This window comes from uncultured Imperialibacter sp. (genome assembly GCF_963974565.1).
Taxonomy (GTDB): Bacteria; Bacteroidota; Bacteroidia; order Cytophagales; family Cyclobacteriaceae; genus Imperialibacter; species Imperialibacter roseus.
Genome location: NZ_CAXBCJ010000002.1, coordinates 243,783 through 260,153 on the forward strand (window position 1 = coordinate 243,783; position 16,371 = coordinate 260,153).

Consider the following 16,371-nt stretch of genomic DNA (forward strand, 5'->3'; position numbering starts at 1 on the left):
GTTGTTATTTTAAGTAGAGCATAATGAAAGTCAGAACTAAGGCGCCGGTGGCGAAAAACCAGATATACAGCTGCATTTGCCCTGATTGCAATTTCTTAATGGCCACCGAAAGCGACACGGTAGTATTCCCAATGAGGTTCATGCCAGCGTCTATCACATGCCGGTCGAACCAGGCTACCGGAGCCGAAATAAGGGCGAAAATCACTTTGTGCGTGATGAACTGATATGCTTCGTCTACATAGAATTTATGATAGGCTGCCCTGTAAATCCCCTTCAGCCTAACTGCCATATTCTCTGGCCTTGCGTTCTTTTTATGGTACAAAAAGGCTGCTGCCCCAATGCCCAATAGCGCAATGACGATCGAAGGCATGGCCACCAACAAATGAAATTCAGTATGAAATGGAAGGCCATCACTGGTCACCAGGGCATGAAACGGCACATATCCGGCAAAAACGGAAGCAGTGGACAGAAACATCAAAGGTACGGTCATCGTCCAGGGTGACTCATGCGGAGCATGGTGATAATCAGGCCGGCTGTTCCAGAAAATATTGAAATAGAGCCTGAACATATAAAAGGCGGTAATGCCAGCTACCAACCATTGCACAACAAACACCAGCGTATTGGCTTCAAAAGCGGCCACCAGTATTTCATCTTTGCTAAAAAAACCAGAAAAAGGGGGAAGTCCTGCGATAGTGATGCAAGCTATCAGAAAAGTAATATGAGTGATAGGCATGTACTTTCTTAGCCCTCCCATGTCGTTCATCAGGTTGCTGTGAACAGCGTGAATCACAGAGCCGGCACCAAGGAACAACAGTGCTTTAAAAAACGCATGGGTAAATAGATGGAACAGGGAAGCCATATAGCCTAGTCCGGCCTCTCCCCCATATCCTGAAACGCCCAGCGCAACCATCATATAGCCAATCTGAGAGAGTGTCGAAAAAGCCAATACCCTTTTGATATCCAGTTGTGTACAGGCAATAATGGCAGCAAAAAGTGAGGTGAAACTTCCCACATACATGATCACCTCCAGCACATCCGGCGCCGCAAAGGCATATATGGGAAAAAGCCTTGCGACCAGGTAAACACCTGCCACTACCATGGTGGCAGCGTGTATCAGCGCTGACACAGGCGTCGGGCCTTCCATGGCGTCGGGCAGCCAAATATGTAGCGGAAACATGGCTGACTTACCGGCCGCACCGACAAAAATCAGGAGCATTGCCCAGGTGGTGACAGACAGGCCCATGAATACTGCTCCGGCGGTTTGAGCGATCACCGGACCATCAAGGCTGGTGAGTGACGCAAAATCGAAAGTACCGTAGTAGAACGAAAGCAGTAAAATCCCTAGTAGAAAGCCTAAATCGGCAAATCTGGTGACAACAAAAGCCTTCTTAGAAGCAGCAACGGCGGTAGGTCGTTCGTAATAGAAGCCTATCAAAAGGTAAGACGACACGCCAACCAACTCCCAGAAGATATACATCTGGAAAATATTGTTAGCTACCACCAGGCCCAGCATTGAAAAGCTAAAGAGTGACAGAAACGCATAGTAGCGCTGAAAACCATTTTCGCCCTTCATATAGCCCAGGCTATACAGGTGCACCATGAGAGATACGGTGGTGATCACCACCAGCATCATTACCGACAGCGGATCGAGCATGATGCCAAGGTGGATCTGCAGCTGATCGGTAAAAGAAAGCCACAGCACATTAAAAGCCTGAATCGCATGATAGCCTTTATCTATTTCGTTACCAGTGAAATATTGAAAGGCTGTGAAATAGGATGTTAAGGTAATGAACAGCAGGTTGATGGTTCCTATTACTCCAGCCACCATAGGCTTTAAACGCTCCCCTGCTAAGCCCAGAAACAGGAATGTAAGCAGCGGAAGGATCAGAATGAGTAGCGTAAATGAGTAGCTCATGGCTTTTAATATTTCAGTTCGTCGACATCGTCTACATTGACCGTGGCAAATTTCCGGTAGATGTTGATAATCAGGGCAATGGCTACTGCTGCTTCAGCGGCTGCTATAGCCATGACTATCAGGGAAAAGAAGTGCCCTTCCAGCCTGTTAGGATATAAGTAGTGGTTGAATGCCACAAAATTGATATTGACAGCATTCAGCATCAGTTCTACCCCCATCAGCATGGTGATAAGGTTTCTGCGCATGATCACTCCTGCCAATCCTATAAAAAAGACCAGCGTGCTCAGTACAAGCATATACTGCAATGGTATTTCCGATTGTAAGTTCATGACCGGGATTTTCGTGCGATATAAATGGTGCCAACCAAGGCCGCCAGCAACAAAATACTAATGACTTCAAAAGGCAAAGCATAGCCATGCTCTCCCGTATCCAGCAATTGCAGACCGATAACTCTCATATCCGGCACTAAGGGAGTGGCATTGGATGGAATGAAAGCAAACTGAAGAAAGGTAACCAGGGATAGGGCGATGCCGCCGATGGCCGTGGCGCTCCCAGCCAGTAAATGACTCCATTTGGGAGCTTGTAGCTTACTATCGATCTGACTGGTAAGCAAAATGGAGAAGATGATGAGCACCACAATTCCGCCTGCATACAGAATGAGCTGGACGGCTGCCAGAAATTGGAAATTCATCATATAAAACAGCCCTGCAATGGCCACTAACACAAAAAGCAGATAAATAGCTGCACGAAGTATTCTTCTGTCGAAAATGGATGCGAGAGAAAACACCACGATGGAAGCAGCCAGTATAAAGAAGATGATTTTAGGGCCGGTCATTCTGAAGAGGGTTTAGCGGTTGATCCTGGTTTGTTTAGTTGCTTTACGAGGTTGTCTCTATTGAAAACCGCATGTTCGAACTCTTGACTAAATTCGATAGCTCCTTCCTCGCAGGCCTGCACACACAAGCCACAGAAGGTACACATGTCCAGATGGTAGATATACCTATCCAGCACTCGTTTCGACCTGCCATCTTCCCCTTCTACCCTGGCTGAAATAACTTCAATCGATCCATTAGGGCATTTTCGGGCGCAGCTGTTGCACGCAGTACATTTGTTTTGGTTGTTTTCGTCGTGTGGCATCACCAGCTCCCCTTTGAAGCTGTCGAACATCTGAAGGGTAGCCCTGTTTTCCGGGTACTGCTGCGTCACCACCTCTCCCGGGCTGACCATGTATTTGCCAGTCACTTTCATCCCCCTGAGCAGGGAAGCCACTCCATCATAAATCTCATGGAAGTAATTGGCTATCGATTTGAATGTTTTTAGAAGTGCCATTGCATGAGGGTTAAGAAGGCGATCACAAGAAGGTTCATCAGGTTAAGTGGCAAAAGGTATTTCCACTCAAGCGTCAGCAACTGATCGATGCGCAATCGGGGGAAAGTCCATTTGAACCACATCATCAGGTAGACCACAAAGGCAGTCTTTCCAAAGAACCAGAAGATCGGAGGAACGAAATCCATGATCCGGTTAAATCCCTCCAGGTTGTAAAGATGGAAAGGGAGCCAGCCACCCAGGAAAATGGTGGTCGCTATGGCTGCAATGATGAACATGTTCATGTACTCAGCCAGGAAGAAGAAAGCAAATTTGATCCCCGAATACTCTGTATGAAAACCAGCGGTAAGCTCTGATTCGGCCTCTGCCAGGTCAAATGGACCTCTATTAGTTTCCGCTGTTCCCGCAATGAGGTAAATCACAAACGCAATCAGTGCAGGGATATGCCCTTTAAAAATCCACCAGCCGTCTTCCTGTGACGAGATAATTTCTGACAGCTGCATAGAGCCGGCAAACACAATCATACAGAGCAAAGCCAGTCCTACCGATAGCTCATAGCTGATGACCTGAGCACCACTTCGCATCGCCCCTATCACGGAGTATTTACTGTTACTAGCCCAGCCAGCGATCAATATCCCAATGACTCCCATACTGGAAATGGCCAGAATATAAAGCACACCGATGTTTAAGTCGATGGCCTGTAGTCCTTTAGCAAAAGGAATGGAGCCAATTGCCATAATGGAGGCTACTATTACAATGAATGGTGCTATGTTAAACAGGAAGGAGTCGGCATTTCGAATGTAAATCAACTCTTTCAAAAGCAATTTGATCAGGTCGGCGATCGTTTGGAACAGGCCCATGGGACCTACCCTATTGGGGCCAATTCTGTTTTGCATTCTGGCGCAAATTTTACGCTCGGCATACACCAGGAACAGGCCCAGAAAAGCATAAAACATCAAAATAACCATACCAAGCAAAAGCATGGAGACTACACCTGCCCAGAACCCAGAGAAAGTTGCCTGAAGATATCCGCTTATTGCGTCGACGAAAGAAGTGAAGTCATACATACAATTATCATTTATCGGTCTATGTCAGGTATAATCAAATCCAATGAGCCGCTAATGGCCACCAAATCCGCAATCTTATGCCCTCTCGACAGCATGTCTAATACAAACAGGTTGGAGAAATTTGGCGAGCGGTACTTGATACGGGCGGGCTGCGGCCCTCCATCACTGATGATATACACGCCCAGCTCTCCACGAGCAGTCTCTACCCGTTGATAATAATCACCCTTAGGGGCTTTGATGGCTTTCAGTTCCAGCATCGTCTCGCCCTCTGGGATGTTGTCGATCAGCTGCTCAATAATGCTGAGTGATTCCCACATCTCTTTCATGCGCACCAGATACCGATGATAGGTATCACCCTCCGTATAAGTAATCTCTTCGAAATTGACCCATTTATAAGCGCTGTAAGGCTCAATTTTCCTGATGTCACAATGAAAGCCAGAAGCCCGGCCACTTGGGCCTGTTACACCGTAGCCGATCGCATCCGCCTTAGAAAGCACGCCAATACCCTTGGTACGCTCTCTGAAAATGACATTGCCCGTAAGCAACTCATCGTATTCAGGTAGTTTCTTTCTGAAATATTTAATGAACTCGGTCACCCGCTTTTGAAAGTTGGGGTGGATGTCGTTCATGAGTCCGCCGGGAATGATATAGCTTTGAATAAGTCTGGACCCGGTAGTTTCTTCAAAGATGTCCAATACCTTTTCCCTGTCACGCAAGCCGTAAAAGAAGGTGGTAAGCGCCCCCAAATCCATCCCAAAAGCTGACCACCACAGCTGGTGTGAGGCAACACGGTTAAGCTCAGCCATGATCGTACGAATGTACTTCACCCGATCACTTACTTCCACCTCCATGGCATTTTCGACACACAACGACACAGCCTCATTGTTGATATGGGCTGAGAGGTAGTCCATGCGATCGGTCAGGTGCAATAGCTGAGGGTAAGAGAGCTTTTCGCTCATTTTCTCGATGCCTCTGTGTATATAGCCACAGTGCGGAATCAGGTATTTTACTTTTTCGCCCTGCAGGCAAAGCTCAAGCCGAAGCACACCATGCGTGCTGGGGTGTTGAGGCCCCATGTTAATGATGTATTCCTCTTTTTCCTTCAGATCGTAGTCAAGTATTGTCTCTTCCATGGCTCAATGTTCAAGCGTGAATTCGTCCTTGTAATCTTTTCGCAAAGGAAAACCTACCCAGTCATCTTCAAGAAAAATTCTTCTCATGTCAGGGTGATCAGTGAACTTGATTCCGAACAAATCAAATACCTCACGTTCGTAATATTCCGCAGCCTTCCACAGGTCGCTCACCGTAGCTACTTCGGGATTTTCTTTGTCGGGCAGCACTACTTTCACCAGCACCGAATGCCGGAATTCAGTAGAAGTTAAATGATAGATCACATGCAAGCCATCCTTACGATCTGCCGCAGTAAGGCAAAAAAGGTAGTCCATCTTCAATATTGGCTCGTTTTTCAATGCGGCGGCGAAGGCATGCATTTTTTCCGCTGGCACCACAAACTCCGGAAACTGCTTACTTGGGCCTGCAATCAGGTCGGGAACTAAGGCAGTAGCAAATTCGGTGATAGCTTCTCTTGTCATGATGCTGGCTCTTCTGAAGGTGGAACATCCGCTTCTTTGGGCTTTTCGGTCCTTAGCACTGGCTCACTCTGTGCATTGGACTGCTTCATGGTGATGGCCTGAATCTTCCGCTGCAATTGCATCACACCGTACAGGAGCGCCTCCGGCCTTGGCGGGCAGCCGGGAATGTATACATCCACAGGGATCACCTGGTCGACGCCTCTCACTACCGAATAGGAATTATAATAAAAAGGCCCGCCAGACACGGCGCAGGCACCCATCGCAATCACGTACTTAGGGTCGGCCATTTGGTCGTAGAGCCGCTTTAGTACAGGCGCCATCTTTCTCACGATGGTACCTGCCACCACAATCACATCCGCCTGGCGTGGGCTGGCACGGTAGACTTCAATGCCAAATCTGGCGAAATCATGCCGTGGAGCACCCGTAGCCATCATTTCTATGCCGCAGCAGCTCGTAGCAAATGTAAGTGGCCACACGGAATTAGATCTTCCCCAATTAATTAAAGAGTCGATAGTGGTCAGCATCACATTGCTGCCACTTTTTGTCAGTTCCTCAAGGGCCTCATTGTCATTGAAGTCCTCATAAGGGATCGATTTGATGTCTATTCCCATATCAGTGCTTTTTTCTTCCAGGCATAAAGGAGTCCCAGGCCCAGGATGGTAAGAAAGATGAGTATTTCCGCAAATGCCTTCATTCCCACCTCTTTCATTACCACTGCCCAGGGGTAGAGAAAAACGGTTTCCACATCGAAGATCAAATAGATGATGGCAAACAGGTAATAACCCACGTGAAACTGTATCCAGGTGGGGCCCACGGTGGGAATCCCGCATTCGTATGGTTCTGATTTAACAGCACCCGGTTTATAGGGAGCAACGAAATAGCTGAAGGTGATGGCACCGCCGACAAGAAGAGCGGCTGTAAGAAAAAGTGTTAAGAGTTGGTAGCTTTCCATAAATATTGCTTCATCATTTTATATTTCAACAATGAACGCAACTTTAGTCTGCTGGCCGGAAATGACTATTTCAACATTAAAAGCGCCTTTTCCGGAGTGGCTAAGGATGCTCATTTGATGGGGATAAAGTAAGGCGATTAAAAAATGAGTGAACATGATTGAAATGCCCTTCCCGGCTGACTTTTGTCATAAGCTGAGCTAAGAGCCAGCACATCCAACAATTTGTCTACATATGCCATCAATTGAGTGTTGGTGTCCTCAATCGCTTACCTTTTCGAATATTCCTTCATCTGCGCCACCTGCAAAACCTTGTGCCTATTATAAATCATTTGTCCGCCACCAGGAATACGGAGAACATTCAAGGCCTGAATTAGGAAATAGCTCGGGGCGGAAAGAAGAAGGACATGAAAGCTGAATTTTAGAAGAACCACCGATTATATATCACAATAACAAATGGGGTACAAAGTCGCCTCCTTTCAATTTGCATAGCTGTACTCCACCAGGAATTGACAAATATCATAACCCATCTGTTACAATTGTCACAGTACACTAGCCTTGCCCTATGCAAATTTGCGATCCATTTATTGAGACAAAAAATGAGAAGAACTAGAATAGTAATCGTAGGCGGTCTTTCCGCAGGCCCCTCAGCAGCAGCAAAGGCCCGACGGACAGACGAAAACGCAGAAATCATCATGTTTGAAAAAACATCACATGTGAGCTATGCGACCTGTGGTATCCCCTACGCTCTTTCTGGCAAAATAAAAACCAGGGATAAGCTCATCGTAGTGCAACCGGAGCTACTTGAAAAGAGGTTTGGAGTAGAACTTCATCTGGATGAGCCAGTAACAGATATTGACCCGGAAGCCCGCATTGTATACACCAACAAGGGCGCCTATGAATACGACAAACTTGTATTTGCGACTGGCGGCCAGGCGGTTTTGCCTCCTATTAAAAACATTGAGAGCTTTGAAAGCTGGGCCCACGCCAAAACACTTGAAGACTTTGACAGGGTGATGAAAAGTGGTGTGATGGACACTGCAAATCACTTCACCATTCTAGGTGCCGGTCTCATAGGCTTGGAAACCGCCGAAAACCTTGTTCATGCTGGCAAAAAAGTGACAGTAATAGAGCTTGGAAACCAGGTATTGGCAAACTGGGACGTGAAATTTGCCCACCTTGCAAAGAAAGTGCTGGAAGATAATGGCATTGATGTCCGCCTTGGCGTGTCAGTCGTGGAAGTTGACCGCACCACAAATGAATTGATCCTTAGCAACGGAAACCGCCTCTTTACAGACTACCTTTTGGTAGGCATCAGCATTAAGCCTAATACGCAAATGCTCGTTCGAAAAGGCGCCAGGCATCTACCCAACGGTGCACTGCTGGTGAACAAGCATATGGAAACCTCCATTCCAGACATTTATGCGGCTGGTGATTGTGCAGCGATCAACAACATGATAACGGGTGAGCATAGCTGGTACCCCATGGGCACTCATTCCAACAAAGGAGGCCGGGCCGCTGGTGCGAATGCAGCCGGGGGCAATGTAACCTTTGAGGGGGGCTATGGCACGGCAATCATGAAAATATTTGACTATGCCATTGCCCGAACAGGCATGGGACCCAAATCACTCGAAAGGGCTGGCATCCCGTTCAAATCAACTTTAATTATCGCAGGTTCCACTCCTGGTTTCTTTCCCGATCAAAAAGACCTGTTACTAGAAATTCACTACGACCCCGAAACCGGCGTTTTGCTCGGGGCAGAACTGTTCGGCGAGCATGGGGTTGACAAGCGGGTTGATGTGCTGGCCACCGCCCTGTATGCCCGACTAACCATTGATGACCTACCCCGCCTCGATCTGGCCTATGCGCCACCCTTCTCGGCCGCCAAAGACCCCGTGGTAGTCGCTGGGTTCGTAGCAGGCAATTCGATGAGGGCCAGTTACCAAGAAGTGTCGGTCGTTGAGGCAGCCAGGGCTCTTAATCAGTCTGTCTCCCCCGCAAGCTACACACTGCTTGACGTCAGAAACCCTACCGAGATTCATAAAGAAGGATATATTCAACACTCTATCAACATTCCTCTTGACGAGTTGCGACTGAGAATCAATGAAATTGATCTTGATAGGCCCACCTATGTTTACTGTGCGAAAGGATTAAGGGGCTATATGGCTTCTTTAATATTACTTCACCACAACTGCAAAAAAGTTTACAATGTAGCCGGGGGATTTACCGCATGGAAGACGATAGTTGGCGAGGTAAAGCAGGTGGAAGAAGTGTCACCCGTGTCTTGAAAATGGAACACCACTCGTGCTGAAGAAAACGAGGAAAACCTACAACTCTAGAATGTAAAATCCAAATAACAACAAATATTCCCCAAATATGCTTACCTTGCAGCATATGGAGATCGTTAGAAGCTGGAGAGAGCAAAAGGTAATGTTGAAATGGAGATTTCCTGACCTCAATGACAGCGACTTTTTCCTGGCTGATACTGACCGGGAAAGTATGCTGGTTAAGCTTGAAGAAAAGCTAAAAAAGACCAGAGCAGAGCTGGAACACATATTCGCTGAACTTCAGCGTTACTAGATTTGTTCCTATTTAGAATCCACAACATGTAATTATCTGCTCTAAAAAATACGACTATCCATATCAGCCCCGAACTGAGGGTGATACATAAGTCGACTACCGTTATAAACTCGTCGGCAATAAATATTCATAGAAAAACAATTTGTAAATAATCAATATAGTTCAATGGCCAATTATTCTTCTGAAGTTTCCCACACTTACACTTATTTGTGGAACAAGTACAGACCGGCAATTCTCAAGCACATGATAGACTCGGCAGAAGGTCCACAGACCTACAAGATGTCTAAACATGAATTTACCATCATCAACCCTAAGGAAAAGGGTGGTTATTCTTTCTCTTTGAATGTATTCAAAGGAAAGGCCCAAAATGACATTAGAACTTCTATCGTAGCAAAAGACCTTCTGGTGATTTTGCAGTCTTCAAAAACTGCCAATGATCTGGTAAGCACTGCTACTTATGAATTCGTTATGGACAAACACTTCGTGCTGCATATCAACCGGGGCGAGGAAATTGTTGAAGAAGAAACAGAGGTAGAAGAGACTGCTGAAAAAGAAGCTTAAACAGCAAGCGATCAGCGCTGATGATATTAGTGGGGAAATATGTCGACAAGACATGTTTCCCCCTTTTTTTTGGCCTATGGCGACTCCGTTTCCCGAAGATTGCTTTTTATTAACAGGCAGCGTTGTGTTACATTTGCCGCAACGGTTTACAACAATTGATGGCACACGCAGCTGAAATTCGTACTGTTAGCGTTACCCGCTACGTCACCCCTCTCCGGGAAGGTGGTTCACTGCCTGCCATTGTTGAGGCTGATGATGAATTTCTATATGTACTGAAATTCAAAGGAGCCGGCCAGGGCAAGAAAGCACTGATAGCAGAGCTTATTGGTGGCGAAATTGCCAGGCTATTAGGGTTCAGAGTGCCGGAAATTGTTTTTGCAGACCTAGATATTGCCTTTGGCCGTATTGAAGGTGACGAAGAAATACAGGATCTGCTGAAGGCCAGCGTCGGTATTAACCTCGGGCTGCATTATCTGTCTGGCTCAATCACCTATGACCCGGTGGCGACTAAGCTATCGCCTTTGCTGGCGTCTCAGATAGTGTGGCTCGACAGCCTGCTGATGAACGTCGACCGCACGGCCCGCAACACCAACATGCTCTGGTGGCACAAAGAGCTTTGGCTGATCGATCATGGTGCCTCCCTGTATTTCCATCACAGCTGGGACAACTGGGACAAGCCAAAAAAACCTTTTCAGCTGATTTCAAAGCACGTACTGCTTCCCATTGCCAGCGAGCTTGATGCTGTCGACAAACAGTTCGCACCTGTGTTGACTGAGCAGGCCATCAAAGCCATTGTGGCCCTAATACCCGACGACTGGCTGGTGGAGGACTCTCCGTTCGACAACCCCGAACAGCACAGGGCCGCCTATATTCAATTTTTGACTACACGGGTAGCCAACTCTTCTTTTTTCGTCAACGAAGCAAAACATGCAAGAGAGACAGCTATTTGAATACGCCGTCGTTCGTGTGGTGCCACATGTCGAGCGTGAAGAGTTTCTGAACGTGGGGGTTGTGCTGTTGTGCTCAGGGCAAAAGTTCTTGCGGGCTCGATTTGACTGGAACGAGTCGAGATTGGCCGGGCTTTGCCAAAAGACAGATTTTAACGAACTGAAGGTGTATGCAGACTCCTTTGAGAAGATTTGCCAGGGAGGGAAAGAAGCGGGCCCGATTGGGCAGCTCGGAATAACCGAGCGTTTTCGCTGGCTGACAGCAGCAAGAAGCACAGTGCTCCAGACCTCCAAAGTACACCCTGGGTTGTGTGTGAATGCTGGGGAGACGCTTGACAGGTTGTTTGAAGAGCTGGTGAAGCTACCTGAGGCCTAACAGCCCCGATTCCAACAAAAAAGCACCTACCCTCCCGGGTAAGTGCTTCTTATATTTTTGCACGGAAATTATTCCGTAGACTACTCTAAGAACGATTTCAATATTTTGCTTCTGGTGCCACTACGGAGCCTGCGGGTAGCAGTTTCCTTGATCTGGCGAACTCTTTCACGAGTGAGGTTGAACTTGTCTCCAATTTCCTCCAGGGTCATGCGCTGCTCACCGTTAATACCATAGTAGAACGATACTACCTCAGCTTCTCTGGCAGTAAGCGTTGATAAACAACGCTGAATTTCTTTTTGCAAAGAAGCCACCATTAGGCCGGCATCAGGTCTTTCTTCATTTTCGTCCACCATCACATCAAGCAAGCCGTTTTCTTCACCACTCACAAATGGTGCATCAATACTTACCTGACGGCCTGACACTTTCTGTGTTGCAAGCACTTCGCTCAAACTGACATCAAGCACTTCGGCCAACTCCTCAGCCGTAGGCTCACGCTGAAACTTTTGCTCCAGGTCAGAAAATGCCTTCGATATTTTGTTCAAAGACCCTACCCTGTTCAAAGGCAAACGCACAATTCTTGACTGCTCGGCCAACGCCTGCATAATAGACTGGCGAATCCACCAAACAGCGTACGAGATGAATTTGAAACCACGGGTTTCATCAAAACGTTGAGCCGCTTTGATCAGACCAACATTGCCCTCACTGATAAGGTCTCCAAGGCTAAGGCTGCCTGTTTGATATTGTTTAGCTACCGAAACAACGAAGCGCAAATTGGCTTTTGTTAGTTTTTCAAGTGCTATTTGATCTCCTTCTCTGATCTTTTGGGCTAAGATCACTTCCTCATCTGCGGTGATGAGGTCTACTTTTCCAATTTCTTGTAAATACTTGTCGAGAGACTGACTCTCCCTGTTGGTAATCTGTTTACTTATTTTGAGTTGTCTCATCCAAGCTTTTTAAATGTGAAGACAAAGGTAACCTTTAATTTTGAGAACGTTTCTCTTTCTGAGGCAATTAGATGAAATAAAGATGTTCTTTCTGCCTTTCAGAGAGCAACAACTAAAGTTTGCTGCGATAGTAAAATGACATTTGGTGTTAAAAAGTTCTTCATTTGGCACGATAGGATAAAAAAACATCTTCAGAAGCCAAAATTGCCGGAAAATAGCCGTTAGTATGTTGGTTTATACCTGAATTCAGTAGGCACAACGCCATAAATCCTTTTGAAAGCCGTAGAAAAATGGTTAGGATTTTTGTAACCGAGGGTTCGTGCAACCTGCAAAACTTTTACGTCTTCGTCCTGCAGAAGATGCACCGCATGTTGCATTCTCAGGTCGCTGATGTACTCAAAGATGCTTTTTCCTTCCACGGCCCTGAACACCGACATAAGTTTATTGCCATTAGTTGCAAACTGCCTGGCGAGGCCAGCAATGGAATGATCCTCGAGATAGTTGTCCCGCAGATATTGCTTGAGAGCATGCACCAACTCCTGATCCCTTCTATGTGTTGGGTTCTTATCAGTCATTTTGTACTCTTCGCCGAAAAGAGCGTGTAACTGAAGCAAAATAATCTGGGTTACCGAAGTCTCAACCATCATTACACCCAAACTCCCAACCAACGGACAATCGGTCAGGGTTTGAATGGCTCTAAGCTGAGCAAGGCTGAGCGGCTGATACTCTTTACCAAAAACCCTTTCTTTTTTGGCTATCTTTTCCCTCACCCAGTCAGCCCAGGGCTCGTTTTGCGGCAAAAAGCTATCCAGGTATTCCGGTGCATACGACACGTGAACATAATGAAGCTCGCTGTTTGCAGCTATATGATGACGGTATTCGTTGTTAGGATCAAATTTGAAGTTTTGAGAAGACTGCTTAGTGGCTATGAACTGGCTCGATCCTTTCAGATATGTCTTTACATCAGCCTTCATCAAAAGGCAGCTTCCGGGAAGATCCGCTCCCTCACTTCGGAGATTTTTAAGCACGACATCCCTTGAGAATATCCCTTCGACCTCCCTAATGGAGAAATTTGGAAGGTACATGTCTCTCGATTTGAAAGATGCAAGTTCCGAATCCGGTAGCGTATTCGGTTCAGCAGGAGACTTGATAAAAACTCCATAGGGAATTGTGTTGCTCTCCCCATGCCTCAATATCGGGACATTGGGTGAGTCAAGGGTAATGTAGTCACTCATATTAAAAAATACCGACCATCAGGCCAGCAACAAAGCTCTTCCACGAAAAACACCGCCCATAAGTTTCAAATCTGAAAAGAAACATGCTAACAGATGCGAATAGAAGGAAAGTGTTTTCACGTACTATTCTCTCTTTTTCACGTAGGCCGGCCCGTCAATAGTTTCGTAAAACCCGCCAAACCATCAATAATTCAACAATGAAAATGCTCGACAATTTTCGATCAAACAATGTGAATGCAAAAAACAAGCGTATAAAGGCGCTGCACTCAGGAATCCTTCAGATCGCAAACTTTGTGGCTTTAGCCGCAGCTATGTGCGCCTGCTCCCCGTCGGCCAATGTAAGCGAGAAGCCAGTATCGCCGGACGTGATGAAAAGGGAAGCCATACTACGTGGCGAATACCTTGTTAACACCAGCGCTTGCCACGATTGCCATACGCCTAAGGTAATGACTCCACAAGGACCTGCACTGGATACCACTCGTCTTTTATCAGGTCATCCGGCAAGCGAAGGGATTGCCAGCATACCAATGCAGCAAGATTGGATACTGTTTTCTCAAGGTCTCACAGCCGCTGTTGGCCCATGGGGCATTTCGTTCTCTGCGAACCTAACCCCCGACGATGCCACCGGAACTGGTCGTTGGACCTACGAGCAATTCGAAACTGCCATCAGAAAAGGTAAGTCGAAGGGATTAGAAAGAGCACGTGACCTGCTACCGCCAATGCCCTGGCAGATGTACCAGCAAATGACGGATCAGGATTTGAAAGACATATTCGCTTACCTGCAATCCATAAGGCCCGTTGCAAATGCAGTTCCGGCACCGATCGCCCCGCAGGACATCGTAGCTGTCAGCCTGAAGAATTAGAGTTTGTTTTTTAACCAAATACCAAATGAAAGCGTTAGCTATTTTTTCAACTTTGTTACTCGGAGTACATTTTGCAACGGCTCATTCGCCTGAAGAAGAGAAAGGCACAGCCGCTGAAAACCTGGGCAGACAAATACTGGTCACTTTTCAGAACAAATCCATCAAAGAGTATTATCACCTGTTTCCATCACTGGAAGAACTCCATGGTCTAATGATGGCCAATTCAGATGCTTACAGTGTGTTTCTCGACGTGGCAAAAAAAGACTTTGCCAAAGTTTACCAAAAGAGAATAAAGCCTGAGATTGAGTCGGCCTATTTAAGAACGTTCTATGCCGGCTGTGAGCTTGGCATTGAGTGGTCCGAAGTAATATTTGTCGGCGCTTACGAAGCGGAATCTCCCCGGGCCGATGGCACAAGTTCGCTTGTTATCGAGTTTTTATCCGGACAGAAAAATTACAAACTTTTGGTGGAGAAAGTGATGATACTCAGTGGCGAGTGGAAAACGACACAATACATTAACCTGATTTGATTTTTTTGTTTAAATGTTGTGCTAATATAGTAAAAGGGCTCCTTTTGAGCCCTTTTTATCATTGCTAACAGATGTGCTCCCGACAATTTTTCCTCTGCCCAGTCAAATTTTTCTGGCGGCAGCGGCGATGCTGCTTAGGTTTTCAGAAAATGATTTTATGCCGATCGCTGTTTTTTTATCTTTACCATAGATGTTTATCCCTTTTTACACCGAATACCTACTGCTATGAAGTCAGTCCCTGGATATAGTCCCCACGTCAGGAAGCTCGCTATGGTTAGCTTTCTACTGCTGCTTTCCACTGGGGTGATGAATGCCCAAATAGTGTCCTACAAGGACAGGAATGTAGTAGACTATCAGGACTACATCAATTACTCAAAAGCAATTACCGGAGCCAACAAGGGTGAAGATTACGAGGGCTCTCCGTATATGGACGACGAATTTAAAGACGGCATTGTCTTTATAGAAAAGGATCGAAAAACAAATCCGGTGCCCATGCGATACAATATGTACGCCGACCAAATGGAATTTAAGCGAGGAGACTTCACCTATCTGATGGAGCCTGTTTTAAGTATCGACATGATCTCGGTGGGTGAACACTTGTTCATATTGGGAGAGTTTATTGAGGCAAACAAGTACAACCTCGGCTTCTTTGAGGTAATTGACACGGGAAGGTTGAATGTGATGATGAAACAGGTGGTGCGACTGAGACCAGGGCAAGCTCCTAAAGCCATGGAAAGTGCGCCAACGCTCCCCACCTACCTCAAGCTCGGGTTCGAGTATTACTACCAGCTCGACAAGGGCGAGGTGTTCAAGATATCAAAGGTGAAAGCGCTGGTTGAAAGCTTACCTGACCATCAGGATGAGATGAGGCAATTTGTGAAAAAAGAGAGAATCTCCCGGAAGAAGGAAGATTTGAGAAAACTGGCAGCCTACTACAACAGTCTAAAGTAGACCTCCTTAAAACAATCACCGATACGTTAGACTTCTGTGTCAGCCATTACCCATTCGATAGAGTCATCTTTCGAAACCTCACCGATCAGCTGAAATCCATTTCTCTTGTAAAAGGAGGTTAACCTGTAATCATCTATTGTGAGCCAGAACGGCTTGCCGTCAAAAACCTTTCTTGCCTGCTCAATCCATTTAGAGCCAAGGTTGCATCCCCTCATCTCTTCCGAAATCCACAAAAACCCAATATAAAGCAGGCCTTTGTCAAAAAGCGCTTGAGCCATTTTTTCATCGAGTGTATCTGGCGGAATTGTGCTGAATACTATGCCTCCTCCCAGCACTTTTTCATCACTTAGCAGGCAAAACACACGGGCTGTAGCAGCGTATTGGGCCCAGAACGGCACTATACATTCCTGCCAATCGTCAGGAAGTATGTCGAAAAGAACTTGAGGGGTGTTTGTTACTTCCTTAAACTCCTGTAAATCAGGTGTTTTTACTTCAACCAGCAGGCTGGATTCTGTTTCCATATTGTTATTAAAACT

20 protein-coding genes are annotated in these 16,371 nt (G+C 46.4%); 8 read left to right on the plus strand and 12 right to left on the minus strand.

Translation table 11 applies throughout. The features are described from left to right. Positions 1 to 4: 4 nt before the first annotated feature. The 9 genes from nuoL to AAC052_RS03810 are packed head-to-tail and all read right to left on the minus strand — an operon-like array spanning position 5 to position 6,852. On the minus strand, positions 5 to 1,915 hold the full coding sequence (gene nuoL, locus AAC052_RS03770; RefSeq protein WP_339811059.1) for an NADH-quinone oxidoreductase subunit L: 1,911 nt from the start codon (positions 1,913 to 1,915) through the stop codon (positions 5 to 7). Between the two features lie 5 nt (positions 1,916 to 1,920). After that, positions 1,921 to 2,244: an NADH-quinone oxidoreductase subunit NuoK gene (nuoK, locus tag AAC052_RS03775; protein ID WP_317491601.1), complete on the minus strand. Its 324-nt coding sequence runs from the start codon at positions 2,242 to 2,244 to the stop codon at positions 1,921 to 1,923. Next, positions 2,241 to 2,750: an NADH-quinone oxidoreductase subunit J gene (locus AAC052_RS03780; protein ID WP_339811061.1), complete on the minus strand. Its 510-nt coding sequence runs from the start codon at positions 2,748 to 2,750 to the stop codon at positions 2,241 to 2,243. The genes nuoK and AAC052_RS03780 overlap by 4 nt, the downstream gene beginning before the upstream one ends. Continuing rightward, a complete protein-coding gene (locus AAC052_RS03785) occupies positions 2,747 to 3,244 on the minus strand; it encodes a 4Fe-4S binding protein (RefSeq protein ID WP_339811062.1) in 498 nt (165 codons plus the stop codon). Before AAC052_RS03785 ends, AAC052_RS03780 begins: the two co-directional genes overlap by 4 nt. After that, positions 3,232 to 4,308: an NADH-quinone oxidoreductase subunit NuoH gene (gene nuoH, locus AAC052_RS03790; RefSeq protein ID WP_339811063.1), complete on the minus strand. Its 1,077-nt coding sequence runs from the start codon at positions 4,306 to 4,308 to the stop codon at positions 3,232 to 3,234. The genes AAC052_RS03785 and nuoH overlap by 13 nt, the downstream gene beginning before the upstream one ends. Before the next feature lie 11 nt (positions 4,309 to 4,319). After that, positions 4,320 to 5,441, minus strand: coding sequence for an NADH-quinone oxidoreductase subunit D (locus AAC052_RS03795; RefSeq protein WP_339811064.1), 1,122 nt, complete (start codon positions 5,439 to 5,441; stop codon positions 4,320 to 4,322). Positions 5,442 to 5,444: 3 nt separating this feature from the next. Next, positions 5,445 to 5,900 (minus strand): NADH-quinone oxidoreductase subunit C, encoded by a 456-nt coding sequence (locus AAC052_RS03800; protein ID WP_317491596.1) that lies wholly within the window; start codon positions 5,898 to 5,900, stop codon positions 5,445 to 5,447. Then, the gene (locus tag AAC052_RS03805; protein ID WP_339811065.1) at positions 5,897 to 6,511 is read right to left on the minus strand and encodes an NADH-quinone oxidoreductase subunit B; all 615 of its coding nucleotides are present in this window, start codon (positions 6,509 to 6,511) and stop codon (positions 5,897 to 5,899) included. Before AAC052_RS03805 ends, AAC052_RS03800 begins: the two co-directional genes overlap by 4 nt. Continuing rightward, entirely contained in the window at positions 6,502 to 6,852 is a 351-nt protein-coding gene (locus AAC052_RS03810) for an NADH-quinone oxidoreductase subunit A (RefSeq protein ID WP_317491595.1), read from the minus strand. Before AAC052_RS03810 ends, AAC052_RS03805 begins: the two co-directional genes overlap by 10 nt. 596 nt (positions 6,853 to 7,448) lie before the next feature. Here AAC052_RS03810 and AAC052_RS03815 point away from each other — a divergent pair. The 5 genes from AAC052_RS03815 to AAC052_RS03835 all read left to right on the plus strand — a co-directional run bounded on the left by AAC052_RS03815 (position 7,449) and on the right by AAC052_RS03835 (position 11,313). Beyond that, positions 7,449 to 9,137, plus strand: coding sequence for an FAD-dependent oxidoreductase (locus tag AAC052_RS03815; RefSeq protein WP_339811067.1), 1,689 nt, complete (start codon positions 7,449 to 7,451; stop codon positions 9,135 to 9,137). A gap of 106 nt (positions 9,138 to 9,243) precedes the next feature. Then, positions 9,244 to 9,429 carry a general stress protein CsbD gene (locus AAC052_RS03820; RefSeq protein ID WP_152000033.1) on the plus strand — a complete coding sequence of 62 codons (186 nt, stop codon included), beginning with the start codon at positions 9,244 to 9,246 and terminating at the stop codon, positions 9,427 to 9,429. 165 nt (positions 9,430 to 9,594) lie between these two features. Continuing rightward, positions 9,595 to 9,990: a hypothetical protein gene (locus tag AAC052_RS03825; protein ID WP_317491593.1), complete on the plus strand. Its 396-nt coding sequence runs from the start codon at positions 9,595 to 9,597 to the stop codon at positions 9,988 to 9,990. 158 nt (positions 9,991 to 10,148) lie between these two features. Beyond that, positions 10,149 to 10,940 carry a HipA family kinase gene (locus tag AAC052_RS03830; RefSeq protein WP_339811069.1) on the plus strand — a complete coding sequence of 264 codons (792 nt, stop codon included), beginning with the start codon at positions 10,149 to 10,151 and terminating at the stop codon, positions 10,938 to 10,940. Next, positions 10,918 to 11,313, plus strand: coding sequence for a DUF3037 domain-containing protein (locus tag AAC052_RS03835; protein WP_317491591.1), 396 nt, complete (start codon positions 10,918 to 10,920; stop codon positions 11,311 to 11,313). The genes AAC052_RS03830 and AAC052_RS03835 overlap by 23 nt, the downstream gene beginning before the upstream one ends. An 80-nt stretch (positions 11,314 to 11,393) precedes the next feature. On the opposite strand, the gene AAC052_RS03840 is transcribed toward AAC052_RS03835, so the two are convergent. Together AAC052_RS03840 and AAC052_RS03845 are read right to left on the minus strand one after the other, a co-directional pair. Then, complete coding sequence (locus AAC052_RS03840) at positions 11,394 to 12,257, minus strand: RNA polymerase sigma factor RpoD/SigA (RefSeq protein ID WP_152000029.1); 864 nt, start codon at positions 12,255 to 12,257, stop codon at positions 11,394 to 11,396. A gap of 221 nt (positions 12,258 to 12,478) precedes the next feature. Then, a complete protein-coding gene (locus AAC052_RS03845; RefSeq protein WP_339811072.1) occupies positions 12,479 to 13,492 on the minus strand; it encodes an AraC family transcriptional regulator in 1,014 nt (337 codons plus the stop codon). Between the two features lie 197 nt (positions 13,493 to 13,689). On the opposite strand from AAC052_RS03845, the gene AAC052_RS03850 reads away from it, so the two are divergent. The 3 genes from AAC052_RS03850 (at position 13,690) to AAC052_RS03860 (ending at position 15,835) form a co-directional block, all read left to right on the plus strand. Further along, positions 13,690 to 14,355 (plus strand): c-type cytochrome, encoded by a 666-nt coding sequence (locus AAC052_RS03850; RefSeq protein WP_339811075.1) that lies wholly within the window; start codon positions 13,690 to 13,692, stop codon positions 14,353 to 14,355. A 25-nt stretch (positions 14,356 to 14,380) separates the two neighbouring features. After that, positions 14,381 to 14,884: a hypothetical protein gene (locus AAC052_RS03855; protein ID WP_317491588.1), complete on the plus strand. Its 504-nt coding sequence runs from the start codon at positions 14,381 to 14,383 to the stop codon at positions 14,882 to 14,884. 225 nt (positions 14,885 to 15,109) lie between these two features. Next, complete coding sequence (locus AAC052_RS03860; RefSeq protein ID WP_339811077.1) at positions 15,110 to 15,835, plus strand: hypothetical protein; 726 nt, start codon at positions 15,110 to 15,112, stop codon at positions 15,833 to 15,835. A 26-nt stretch (positions 15,836 to 15,861) separates the two neighbouring features. On the opposite strand, the gene AAC052_RS03865 is transcribed toward AAC052_RS03860, so the two are convergent. Continuing rightward, positions 15,862 to 16,356, minus strand: coding sequence for a GNAT family N-acetyltransferase (locus AAC052_RS03865; protein ID WP_152000024.1), 495 nt, complete (start codon positions 16,354 to 16,356; stop codon positions 15,862 to 15,864). Between the last annotated feature and the right edge of the window lie 15 nt (positions 16,357 to 16,371).